The sequence below is a fragment of the Klebsiella sp. ZJOU C1 genome (assembly GCF_035620215.1).
Lineage (GTDB): Bacteria > Pseudomonadota > Gammaproteobacteria > Enterobacterales > Enterobacteriaceae > Klebsiella > Klebsiella variicola.
In genome coordinates this window covers 476981-489366 of record NZ_CP141644.1, presented here as the reverse complement: position 1 = coordinate 489366, position 12386 = coordinate 476981, and the positions used below count along the sequence as shown (strand labels likewise).

Genomic DNA, 12386 nt, shown 5'->3' with positions numbered 1-12386 from the left:
TTTTATAACTTTATACCCCCATCGCCACTGCCATACCAGTACAGTTTCACCGTTCTTTGCGCTGACGCACTTTTCTGCAGGCAAACGATTACCTGTTTGTGAATGAATCGCTTGATCGTCATAACGGTCTGCGTATAATGCCAGTCGTTTTGCCGGGAGGAAGCATGGCCAATTGCGTACGACATTCTGTCTTAGCGCGTCTGAACGCAGACGCTGGCCTGGCGTTTTTCTTTCCGTTGCTCATTGGATTCCCGAAGCCCCTTATTTAAGGGGCTTTTTTTTGCCCAGGCGTCAGGAGATAAGCATGGCTAACCCGCTATATCAAAAACATATCATTTCCATAAACGATCTCAGCCGCGAAGACCTCGAACTGGTGCTGGCGACGGCGGCAAAGCTGAAAGCCAATCCGCAACCCGAGCTGCTGAAGCATAAGGTTATCGCCAGCTGTTTCTTTGAAGCCTCGACTCGCACCCGCCTCTCTTTTGAAACCTCGATGCACCGCCTGGGCGCTAGCGTGGTCGGCTTTTCTGACAGCGCCAATACCTCGCTGGGCAAAAAAGGGGAAACCCTGGCGGATACCATCTCCGTTATCAGCACCTACGTTGACGCCATCGTGATGCGTCATCCGCAGGAGGGCGCCGCGCGCCTGGCGACCGAATTCTCCGGCGGCGTGCCGGTACTGAACGCTGGCGACGGCGCTAACCAGCACCCGACCCAAACCCTGCTCGACCTGTTCACCATTCAGGAGACCCAGGGCCGCCTCGAAAACCTCAACGTGGCGATGGTCGGCGATCTGAAGTATGGCCGTACCGTCCACTCCCTGACCCAGGCGCTGGCCAAATTCAGCGGCAACCGCTTCTACTTTATCGCCCCGGACGCGCTGGCCATGCCGCAGTACATCCTCGATATGCTGGATGAAAAAGGTATCGCCTGGAGCCTGCATAGCGCCATCGACGACGTGATGGCGGAAGTGGATATTCTGTACATGACCCGCGTGCAGAAAGAGCGTCTGGATCCGTCGGAATACGCCAACGTGAAAGCGCAGTTCGTCCTGCGCGCCGCCGACCTCGAAGGGGCGCGCGCCAACATGAAGGTGCTGCACCCGCTGCCGCGCATTGACGAAATCACCACCGATGTCGATAAAACACCGCACGCCTGGTACTTCCAGCAGGCCGGTAACGGCATCTTCGCCCGCCAGGCGTTACTGGCACTGGTACTGAATAGCGAGCTGGCACTGTAAGGGGGAATGAGAGATGACACACGACAATAAACTGCAAGTAGAAGCCATTAAACGCGGCACCGTGATCGACCATATCCCGGCGCAGGTCGGCTTTAAGCTGCTCACCCTGTTCAAACTGACCGAAACCGACCAGCGCATCACCATCGGCCTGAACCTGCCCTCCGGCGAGATGGGCCGCAAGGATTTGATTAAAATCGAGAACACCTTCCTGACCGACGAGCAGGTTAACCAGCTGTCGCTGTACGCCCCGCAGGCGACGGTAAACCGCATTGATGATTACGAAGTGGTGGGCAAATCCCGCCCGAGCCTGCCGGATCGCATTGACAGCGTGCTGGTCTGCCCGAACAGCAACTGTATCAGCCACGCCGAACCGGTTTCTTCCAGTTTTGCAGTGAAAAAACGCGCCGATGACATCGCACTCAAATGCAAATACTGTGAAAAAGAGTTTTCTCATTATGTGGTGCTGGCCAACTAAATGCGGTTGGTATTGGTGGTAGGCCTCCCTATAATGGCTACCACCCTACGCTTCGTCCTTCAGGCGGCGTCTGCGCCGGCGGCACAGCGCTTACCCTCTGGCGGCAACCTGAATGATTTTGCGTAACATTACTCAGTTCATCTGGAGATAACATGAGCAAAACTATTGCGACGGAAAATGCACCAGCAGCGATTGGCCCATACGTTCAGGGCGTTGATCTGGGCAGCATGATCATCACCTCTGGCCAGATCCCGGTCGACCCGAAAACCGGCAGCGTCCCGGAAGACGTGTCCGCGCAGGCGCGTCAGTCGCTGAACAACGTGAAAGCGATCGTTGAAGCCGCTGGCCTCACCGTCGGCGACATCGTCAAGACCACCGTATTCGTCAAAGATCTCAACGATTTCGCTACCGTTAACGCCACCTACGAAGCGTTTTTCACCGAGCACAATGCCACCTTCCCGGCGCGCTCCTGCGTGGAAGTCGCTCGTCTGCCGAAAGACGTGAAGATCGAGATCGAAGCCATCGCCGTACGTCGCTGATCGCTTTGGTTGGCAGGAAAAAAGGCAGCCAGTGGCTGCCTTTTTTACGTGGCTCATCCGAAAATGCGCCCTTCACTGCCAGCCGTAGCGACGGCTGTAGAAACCTTTAACGGTCTGGGTCAGCACCATATAGCCCGCCAGGATCACCACCAGCCACGGGAAGTAGCTGAGCGGCAGCGCCTGCAGCTGCAGGTAGCCCGCCAGCGGCGAGAACGGCAGGGCAATGCCCACGGCCATCACCACCAGAGTCATGGCGAACAGCGGCCACGCGGCGCGGCTCTGAACGAACGGAATGCGCCGGGTGCGGATCATGTGCACAATCAGCGTCTGCGACAGCAGCCCTTCAATAAACCAGCCGGACTGGAACAGAGTCTGCATCTCCACGGTATTGGCGTGGAACACCCACCACATCAGGCCGAAGGTGAGGATATCGAAAATCGAGCTGATCGGTCCAAAGAAGACCATAAAGCGCCCGAGATCGGCCGGGTTCCAGCGCTGCGGTTTACGGATCTGCTCATCATCGACGTTATCGAACGGGATCGCCACCTGGGAGACATCGTACAGCAGGTTCTGAATCAACAGGTGCAGCGGCAGCATCGGCAGAAACGGCAGGAAGGCGCTGGCCACCAGCACGCTAAAGACGTTACCGAAGTTGGAGCTGGCGGTCATTTTGATGTACTTGAGCATGTTGGCGAAGGTGCGGCGGCCTTCGATCACCCCCTCCTCCAGCACCATCAGGCTTTTTTCCAGCAGAATGATATCCGCCGCCTCGCGGGCGATATCCACCGCGCCATCAACGGAAATGCCAATATCCGCCGCGCGTAACGCCGGGGCGTCGTTGATGCCATCGCCCATAAAGCCCACCACGTGACCTTCGCGTTTCAGCAGCGTCACGATACGCTCTTTATGCAGTGGCGCCAGACGCGCAAACAAAGTGGTGCGCTTCGCCAGCGCCGACAGCTCGTCGTCGCTCATGGCTTCAATCTGGCTGCCAATCACCACTTCGCCCACATCCAGCCCCACTTCATGGCACACCTTCGCCGCCACCAGTTCGCTATCGCCGGTGAGGATTTTCACCGTGATACCGCTGGCCTTCAGCGCCTTCAGCGCCGGGGCGGTGGTCTCTTTAGGCGGATCGAGGAAGGCGATGTAGCCTTCGAGGATCAGATCGGATTCATCGGCGCGCTGGTAATCGCCCTCGCGCGCCGGCAGGTATTTGGTTGCTACCGCCACCACCCGCAGTCCCTGACGGTTCAGAGTATCGGTGACCCGACGGATGCGGCGCAGCATGGTGTCGTCCAGCGGTACGATTTCGCCGTTGTAGCGCACCTGGGTCGAGACGTTAAGGATCTCCTGCAGCGCCCCTTTACAGATCAGCTGATGCGCGTCGCCCTGCTCTTTTACCACCACCGACATGCGGCGGCGTTCGAAGTCGAACGGGATCTCATCCACCTTCTGCCAGCGCTCCGCGAGGCCGCGGGCGGCATCCAGTTCCACGCCTTCCAGCACCGCGGTATCGAGCAGGTTTTTCAGCCCGGTCTGGTAATGGCTGTTGAGCCAGGCGGTATGCAGCACTCTCTCGCTGGACTTACCGGAGACATCGGTGTGGTTCTCCAGCACGATCTTGTCCTGAGTCAGGGTGCCGGTTTTATCGGTGCAGAGAATATCCATCGCGCCAAAGTTCTGAATGGCGTCGAGGTGTTTGACGATCACTTTTTGTTTCGACAGCTTCACCGCCCCGCGCGCCAGCGTCGAGGTGACGATCATCGGCAGCATCTCCGGCGTCAAGCCGACCGCCACCGACAGTGCAAACAGCGCCGCTTCCCACCAGTCGCCTTTGGTGTAGCCATTAATCAATAGCACCACCGGGGCCATCACCAGCATAAAGCGGATCAGCAGCATGCTGACCCGGCTGATGCCTTTCTGGAAGGCGTTCGGCTCGCTTTCCTGCTCGCTGACGCGCCCGGCCAGCTGGCCAAACCAGGTGTTGCCGCCGGTGGCGTAGACGATAGCCTGCGCCGAGCCGCTCACCACGTTGGTCCCCATAAAGCACAGGGTGTCGCATTCCAGCGGGTTCTGCTGCAGCGGGTCGCGGCTGCGCGCGACTTTCTCTACCGGCAGCGATTCGCCGGTCAGCGAGGCCTGAGCGACAAACAGGTCGCGCGCCTGAATAATGCGCAGGTCCGCCGGGATCATATCTCCCGCCGACAGCTTGACGATATCTCCTGGCACCAGTTGGTCGATAGGCAGTTCAAGCCAGCGGCTCTCCCCCTGCTCGTTCACCACCCGCAGCACCGTGGCGGTATTGCTGACCATCGCCTTTAGCGCATCCGCCGCTTTGGTCGAGCGCGCTTCCTGGATGAAGTTAAGCAGCGTCGAGATGCCGACCATCAGCGCGATAACGCCCGCGGCGAACAGATCTTCGGTGGAATAGGAGACGATGCCGAGCACCGTCAGCAGCAGGTTGAACGGGTTGCGATAGCAGGTCCACAGATGCACCCACCACGGCGAGGGCTTCTGCGCCGGGATCTGATTGTCACCATGTTTGAGGATCTTTGCCGCCACTTCGCCTTCATTGAGCCCTTCAGGGTGGCTGTCAAAGGCACGCCAGATCTCCTGGTCATCCATCGCCGCAACGTCCAGGCAGCGCTGGCCGAGCGAGTCCGGGATCGGCACGCTGGTCAGGTTACGGGCATCAGGCAGCGGATCGCGCTGGACCAAACGGCGTGGCAGATGGCGGCTAAGCTGCGCGAACAGCTGCCGGGTATAATTTTTCAACATAAACAGTCCCTCCGCGCTCGCGCGAGCGAACGCAGCGTTGCCAACAGGCGTAGCAAAGCCTACCTGTCAGGCATGTAATTTTTATGGCAGGGACATCAAGGACGTCACTGCTTTACGCTTTCCGGTAAAGCAGTGTTAAACAGGCTTACCGGAAAGAAAGGTTGCTCCATCGAGGATGAGGAGTGGGATCGGGGTCCATAAATTCTCCGGTAAGTGAATATAAACGGCGCGGATTATAGCGCGCTCGTTGAGACATGTGTGGCATTTATGGCGATGATAAGCCCGCGCAACTAAACCGAACGTAAACCAGACTTTGCTCATTGCGGTTTGGTTGAGTAGCATTAGGCTCACTTCTACCATCCCTGACGAGAATTCCGCATGCAGAACCGGCTGACCATCAAAGATATCGCGCGTTTAAGCGGCGTAGGAAAATCGACGGTATCCCGCGTCCTTAACAACGAGAGCGGGGTCAGCGAACGGACCCGCGAGCGCGTCGAAGCGGTGATGCAGCAGCACGGTTTCTCACCCTCCCGCTCCGCCCGCGCCATGCGCGGCCAGAGCGATAAAGTGGTGGCGATTATCGTTACCCGTCTGGATTCCCTGTCGGAAAACCTTGCCGTGCAGACCATGCTGCCCGCCTTTTATGAACAGGGTTACGATCCGATTATGATGGAGAGCCAGTTCTCCCCGGGACTGGTTGAAGAGCATCTCGGCATGCTCGCCCGGCGTAATATTGACGGCGTAGTGCTGTTCGGATTTACCGGCATTGATGAGGCGATGCTCGCCCCCTGGCGCGATACGCTGGTGCTGATGGCCCGCGACGCCCCCGGTTTCGCCTCGGTGTGCTATGACGACGAAGGCGCCATCACGCTGCTGATGCAGCGGCTCTACGATCGCGGACATCGCCACATCAGTTTTCTTGGCGTCCCGCACAGCGACGTCACCACCGGCGAACGCCGCCATCTCGCCTACCTCGCTTTCTGTAAAAAGCATCGCCTGACGCCCACCGCCGCTCTGCCGGGCTTGGGCATGAAGCAGGGGTATGACACCGTCGCCAGCGTGCTGACGGCCGAAACCAGCGCCCTGGTCTGCGCGACGGATACCCTCGCCCTCGGCGCCAGCAAGTACCTCCAGCAGCAGGGCCGCGCTGCGCTGCAGCTCGCCAGCGTCGGTAGCACGCCGCTAATGAAGTTTCTCCACCCGGAAATCTTGACCGTCGATCCCGGCTATGCCGAGTCCGGACGCCGGGCCGCCCGGCAGTTGATCGAGCAGATCGCCGGCAGCGTCGAACCCCGCCAGATCGTGATTCCCGCCGCCCTGAATTAATCTCGTTCGGACGATTTATGTGATCGTCGCCGGGTTTCGGGAACGTTCCCATTTTGCAAAGCAAACGAAACGGTTAGGATGCCCTCAAGGTAAAAACGGCATCTCTCCCCTCTGTTTTTGAGGCTTCATCATGAGCAAAGTAAACCAGCAGGACATCGATAAACTGATCGAACTGGTGGGCGGGCGCGGCAACATCGCCACCGTCAGCCACTGTATTACCCGTTTGCGCTTTGTGCTGAACGACCCGGCCATCGCCAAACCAAAAGAGATTGAACAGCTGCGCATGGTGAAGGGATGCTTCACTAACGCCGGTCAGTTCCAGGTGGTCATCGGCACCGAGGTGGGCGATTACTACAAGGCCCTGCTGGCCACCACCGGCCAGACCTCCGCCGATAAAGAGCAGGTCAAGCAGGCCGCGCGGCAAAATATGAAGTGGCATGAGCAGTTGATCTCGCACTTTGCCGAGATCTTCTTCCCGCTGCTGCCGGCGCTGATCAGCGGCGGTCTGATCCTCGGTTTCCGTAACGTCATCGGCGACTTACCCATGAGCAACGGCCAGACGCTGGCTCAGATGCACCCGTCGCTGAAAACCATCTATGACTTCCTGTGGCTGATTGGCGAGGCGATCTTCTTCTATCTGCCGGTGGGGATCTGCTGGTCAGCGGTGAAGAAAATGGGCGGCACGCCGATCCTCGGGATCGTCCTTGGCGTCACCCTGGTTTCCCCGCAGCTGATGAACGCCTATCTCCTCGGCCAGCAGGTGCCGGAGGTGTGGAATTTCGGCCTGTTTACCATTGCCAAAGTCGGCTACCAGGCGCAGGTGATCCCGGCCCTGCTGGCGGGCCTGACGCTCGGCTTTATCGAGACGCGCCTCAAGCGCATCGTGCCTGACTACCTCTACCTGGTCATTGTCCCGGTCTGCTCGCTGATCCTCGCGGTGTTCCTCGCGCACGCCATTATCGGTCCGTTCGGCCGCCTGATCGGCGACGGCGTGGCCTTCGCGGTACGCCACCTGTTAACCGGCAGCTTTGCGCCGATCGGCGCCGCGTTGTTCGGCTTCCTCTACGCGCCGCTGGTGATTACCGGTGTCCACCAGACCACCCTCGCTATCGATATGCAGATGATCCAGAGCATGGGCGGCACCCCGGTGTGGCCACTGATTGCGCTATCCAACATTGCCCAGGCATCGGCGGTAGTCGGCATTATTATTGCCAGCCGTAAACAGAATGAACGCGAAATCTCGGTGCCGGCGGCAATTTCTGCTTACCTCGGGGTTACCGAACCGGCGATGTACGGTATCAACCTGAAGTACCGCTTCCCGATGCTGTGCGCGATGATCGGCTCCGGCCTCGCCGGCCTGCTGTGCGGCCTGAACGGCGTGCTGGCGAACGGCATCGGCGTCGGCGGCCTGCCGGGCATCCTCTCCATCCAGCCAACCTACTGGCAGGTGTACGCCATGGCGATGGCTATCGCGGTGGTGGTGCCGATTATCCTGACCACCGTGGTGTATCAGCGCAAGTACCGTCAGGGCACCTTGCAGATTGTCTAACTTCTTCTTTCGGGGCGCCTTTGGCGCCCCTCGTTGCAGCAGGAAAGCACTATGAATCATCTTCCCCACTGGTGGCAAAACGGCGTTATTTATCAAATCTATCCGAAGAGTTTTCAGGATACCACCGGCAGCGGTACCGGCGATCTGCGCGGCGTCACTTCCCGCCTCGACTATCTGCAGAAGCTTGGGGTCGACGCCATCTGGCTGACGCCGTTCTATGTCTCACCGCAGGTGGATAACGGCTACGATGTGGCGAACTACACCGCTATCGATCCCTCCTACGGCACGATGGCCGACTTTGACGCCCTGGTGGCGGAGGCGAAGGCCCGTGGTATCCGCATCGTGCTGGATATGGTACTGAACCATACCTCGACCGAGCATGAATGGTTCCGTCAGTCGCTGAATAAGGAGAGTCCCTACCGGCAGTTCTATATCTGGCGCGACGGCGAACCGGACGCGCTGCCGAACAACTGGCGCTCCAAGTTTGGCGGCAACGCCTGGCAGTGGCATGCCGACAGCGGGCAGTATTATCTGCACCTGTTCGCCATTGAACAGGCGGATCTCAACTGGGAGAACCCGGCGGTACGCGCTGAGCTGAAAAAGGTCTGCGAATTCTGGGCCGACCGCGGCGTCGACGGTCTGCGCCTCGACGTCGTCAACCTGATCTCGAAAGACCAGACCTTCCCCTGCGATGCGGAGGGTGATGGCCGCCGCTTCTACACTGACGGCCCGCGGGTGCATGAATTCCTGCAGGAGATGAGTCGCGATGTCTTTACTCCCCGTAACCTGATGACCGTCGGCGAGATGTCCTCCACCTCGCTGGAGCACTGCCAGCAGTACGCCGCGCTGGACGGCCGCGAGCTGTCGATGACCTTTAACTTCCACCATTTAAAGGTCGATTATCCCGGCGGTGAAAAATGGACCCTCGCCCGCCCGGACTATGTGGCGCTGAAAGCGCTGTTCCGTCACTGGCAGCAGGGGATGCACAATCGGGCGTGGAACGCGCTGTTCTGGTGTAACCACGATCAGCCGCGCATCGTGTCGCGCTTTGGCGACGAAGGCGAGTACCGGGTGCCGGCGGCGAAGATGCTGGCGATGGTGCTGCACGGCATGCAGGGCACGCCCTATATCTACCAGGGCGAAGAGATCGGCATGACCAATCCGCACTTCAGCAGCATCAGCGATTACCGTGACGTCGAAAGTCACAATATGTTTATCGAGCGCGCAGCGCAGGGGCAAAGCCCGGACGAACTGCTGGCAATCCTCGCCAGTAAGTCGCGCGACAACAGCCGCACGCCGATGCCATGGCACGCCGGGGAGAACGGCGGCTTCAGCGACGGTGAGCCGTGGATCGGCCTTGGCGATAACTACCGGGAGATCAACGTTGAGGCGGCGCTGGCGGACCCCGATTCGGTGTTTTATGCCTATCAGCAGCTGATTATGCTGCGCAAAACCCTGCCACTGCTGACCTGGGGCGATTACCAGGATCTCCTGCCGGAACATCCATCGCTGTGGTGCTATCGCCGTCAGTGGCAGGGGCAAACGCTGGTGGTGGCCGCCAACCTGAGCCGCGACCTGCAGACCTGGCAGCCAGAGGAAGCCCAGGGCGACTGGAAGATGATCATCAGCAACTATGCCGAAACCACGCCCCGCCCGACCGGTCTGACGCTGCGGCCGTTCGAAGCCATATGGTGGCTGCAGGCGTAAGGTACTTCTTGCCCGACAGAAACCGGAGCGTAATGCCTGGCATCGGAGGTGGATGCCAGGCATTTTTGCTTATTTTCCAGCCAGATAAATTTACATTTATCGCCAGCGCCCATCATCCGTACTCTCACCTTTTTACCTTGTTCTGGGTCAATAAAATCGCAAACATCTTTGATGCAAATCACTACATATAGAACTTAAAATGCGTCCCGGCCCTACATGTTGTATTAATCGTCTATTATGTCACCATATCTTGTCGATGTCTGGCGGTGATGAGATGTGGATAAAACGGGCCGGATCTGAAGGCAAACAGCACGAGCCGTAGCGTGCAGCGCCTTCGGGATAACCTCCGCCTCTGTGGATAACCTGTTCTATATATGGAGTGATCATGACACCGCATGTGATGAAACGTGATGGCTGTAAAGTGCCGTTCAAATCAGAGCGCATTCAGGAAGCAATTCTACGTGCAGCTAAAGCAGCGGGAGTCGATGACGCAGACTATTGCGCCACCGTCGCAGAAGTCGTTAGCCAACAAATGCAGGGCCGCGCCCAGGTCGACATCAACGAGATCCAGACTGCGGTAGAAAACCAGCTGATGTCCGGCCCCTATAAGCAGCTGGCGCGCGCCTACATTGAGTATCGCCATGACCGCGATAGCCAGCGCGAGAAGCGCGGCCGCCTCAATCAGGAGATCCGCGGCCTCGTCGAGCAGACCAACTCCGCGCTGCTCAACGAAAATGCCAACAAGGACAGTAAAGTCATCCCGACCCAGCGCGACCTGCTGGCTGGTATCGTCGCCAAGCACTATGCGCGGCAGCACCTGCTGCCCCACGATGTGGTGATGGCCCATGAGCGCGGCATGATCCACTATCACGACCTCGATTACTCGCCCTTCTTCCCGATGTTCAACTGCATGCTGATCGATCTGAAAGGGATGCTGACCCAGGGCTTTAAGATGGGCAACGCGGAGATCGAGCCGCCGAAGTCTATCTCTACCGCCACCGCGGTGACGGCGCAGATCATCGCCCAGGTCGCCAGCCATATTTATGGCGGCACCACCATCAACCGTATCGATGAAGTGCTGGCGCCGTTCGTCACCGAAAGCTTCAAAAAGCATCGTAAAATCGCCGAAGAGTGGCAGATCCCGGACGCCGAAGGCTATGCCCGCGCCCGTACCGAAAAAGAGTGCTACGACGCCTTCCAGTCGCTGGAGTATGAAGTCAACACGCTGCATACCGCCAACGGTCAGACGCCGTTTGTCACCTTTGGTTTTGGCCTCGGCACTAGCTGGGAGTCGCGCATGATCCAGCAGTCGATTCTGCGCAACCGCATCGCTGGCCTCGGTAAAAATCGCAAAACCGCGGTATTCCCGAAACTGGTCTTCGCCATTCGCGACGGTCTGAACCATAAGTTCGGCGATCCGAACTACGACATCAAGCAACTGGCGCTGGAGTGCGCCAGCAAGCGCATGTACCCGGATATCCTCAACTACGATCAGGTGGTGAAAGTGACCGGGTCGTTTAAAACGCCGATGGGCTGCCGCAGCTTCCTCGGGGTGTGGGAAAACGAGAACGGTGAGCAGGTGCATGACGGGCGCAACAATCTCGGCGTGATTAGCCTCAACCTGCCGCGTATCGCACTGGAAGCGAAAGGCGACGAAGCCGCCTTCTGGGCGCTGCTGGACGAGCGCCTGCAGCTGGCGCGCAAAGCGCTGATGACCCGTATTGCCCGTCTGGAAGGGGTGAAGGCCCGCGTGGCGCCGATCCTGTATATGGAAGGGGCCTGCGGCGTGCGGCTGAAAGCCGACGATGACGTCTCCGAGATTTTCAAAAACGGCCGCGCGTCCATTTCACTGGGTTACATCGGTATCCATGAGACCATCAATGCGCTGTACGGTAATCAGCATATGTACGACAGCGAGGCGCTGCGTGAGAAAGGTGTGGCCATCGTCCAGCGCCTGCGCGACGCCGTCGATGTGTGGAAGGAAGAAACCGGCTACGGCTTTAGTCTGTACAGCACGCCGAGCGAAAACCTGTGCGACCGCTTCTGCCGTCTCGACACCGCCGAGTTTGGCATAGTGGAGGGCGTGACCGATAAAGGCTACTACACCAACAGCTTCCACCTTGACGTCGAGAAGAAGGTCAACCCGTACGACAAGATCGATTTCGAAGCGCCGTACCCGCCGCTGGCCAACGGCGGCTTCATTTGCTACGGCGAGTACCCGAATATCCAGCACAACCTGAAGGCGCTGGAAGACGTGTGGGATTACAGCTATGAGCACGTGCCGTACTACGGCACCAACACGCCGATCGATGAATGCTACGAGTGCGGTTTTACCGGCGAGTTCGAGTGCACCAGCAAGGGCTTTACCTGCCCGAAATGCGGTAACCACGATGCCGCTCGCGTGTCGGTTACTCGTCGGGTATGCGGTTATCTCGGCAGTCCGGACGCGCGCCCGTTCAACGCCGGCAAGCAGGAAGAGGTGAAGCGCCGCGTTAAGCACCTGGGCAATGGGCAAATCGGTTAAAGACCAATGCGCTTTTCCCGGATAGCGGCGCGCAGCGCCTTATCCGGGCTACTGTTTTGCACCGTCCGGTAGCCCGGGTAAGGCGGAACGCCGCGACCCGGGAAATGGCCGCATTCCTCCGTTTTCGCAAAGCAATTAGCGTCAGAGCAAGGCGGCAAACGAGGGAATCCCCGGGAGCGTACATTCAGTACGTGACTGGGGTGAGCGAGCGCAGCCAACTCGGCTATGGCGTTAATTGAGAAGCG

General features: G+C 58.8%; 10 protein-coding genes. 8 read left to right on the top strand and 2 right to left on the bottom strand.

Annotated elements, in window-relative coordinates; translation table 11 throughout:
• Positions 1-164 precede the first annotated feature (164 nt).
• The 4 genes from SPE70_RS02315 to ridA all read left to right on the top strand — a co-directional run bounded on the left by SPE70_RS02315 (position 165) and on the right by ridA (position 2254).
• The gene (locus tag SPE70_RS02315) at positions 165-269 is read left to right on the top strand and encodes a pyrBI operon leader peptide (RefSeq protein ID WP_012969080.1); all 105 of its coding nucleotides are present in this window, start codon (positions 165-167) and stop codon (positions 267-269) included.
• A 35-nt stretch (positions 270-304) separates the two neighbouring features.
• Complete coding sequence (gene pyrB / locus SPE70_RS02310; protein ID WP_004206522.1) at positions 305-1240, top strand: aspartate carbamoyltransferase; 936 nt, start codon at positions 305-307, stop codon at positions 1238-1240.
• A 13-nt stretch (positions 1241-1253) separates the two neighbouring features.
• Positions 1254-1715: an aspartate carbamoyltransferase regulatory subunit gene (gene pyrI, locus SPE70_RS02305; RefSeq protein WP_002886927.1), complete on the top strand. Its 462-nt coding sequence runs from the start codon at positions 1254-1256 to the stop codon at positions 1713-1715.
• Between the two features lie 152 nt (positions 1716-1867).
• Entirely contained in the window at positions 1868-2254 is a 387-nt protein-coding gene (gene ridA / locus SPE70_RS02300) for a 2-iminobutanoate/2-iminopropanoate deaminase (protein WP_002886926.1), read from the top strand.
• Between the two features lie 72 nt (positions 2255-2326).
• On the opposite strand, the gene mgtA is transcribed toward ridA, so the two are convergent.
• Together mgtA and mgtL are read right to left on the bottom strand one after the other, a co-directional pair.
• Positions 2327-5035: a magnesium-translocating P-type ATPase gene (gene mgtA, locus SPE70_RS02295; RefSeq protein WP_064170529.1), complete on the bottom strand. Its 2709-nt coding sequence runs from the start codon at positions 5033-5035 to the stop codon at positions 2327-2329.
• Positions 5036-5180: 145 nt separating this feature from the next.
• Entirely contained in the window at positions 5181-5234 is a 54-nt protein-coding gene (mgtL, locus tag SPE70_RS26365) for a mgtA regulatory leader peptide MgtL (protein ID WP_219340445.1), read from the bottom strand.
• A gap of 179 nt (positions 5235-5413) precedes the next feature.
• On the opposite strand from mgtL, the gene treR reads away from it, so the two are divergent.
• From treR to nrdD, 4 genes are all read left to right on the top strand, one after another.
• Positions 5414-6361 carry a trehalose operon repressor TreR gene (gene treR, locus SPE70_RS02290; RefSeq protein ID WP_008807130.1) on the top strand — a complete coding sequence of 316 codons (948 nt, stop codon included), beginning with the start codon at positions 5414-5416 and terminating at the stop codon, positions 6359-6361.
• 130 nt (positions 6362-6491) lie between these two features.
• Complete coding sequence (gene treB / locus SPE70_RS02285; protein ID WP_008807131.1) at positions 6492-7910, top strand: PTS trehalose transporter subunit IIBC; 1419 nt, start codon at positions 6492-6494, stop codon at positions 7908-7910.
• A gap of 51 nt (positions 7911-7961) precedes the next feature.
• The gene (gene treC / locus SPE70_RS02280; protein WP_012969083.1) at positions 7962-9617 is read left to right on the top strand and encodes an alpha,alpha-phosphotrehalase; all 1656 of its coding nucleotides are present in this window, start codon (positions 7962-7964) and stop codon (positions 9615-9617) included.
• 385 nt (positions 9618-10002) lie between these two features.
• Positions 10003-12141, top strand: coding sequence for an anaerobic ribonucleoside-triphosphate reductase (gene nrdD / locus SPE70_RS02275; RefSeq protein WP_012969084.1), 2139 nt, complete (start codon positions 10003-10005; stop codon positions 12139-12141).
• Positions 12142-12386: the final 245 nt, after the last annotated feature.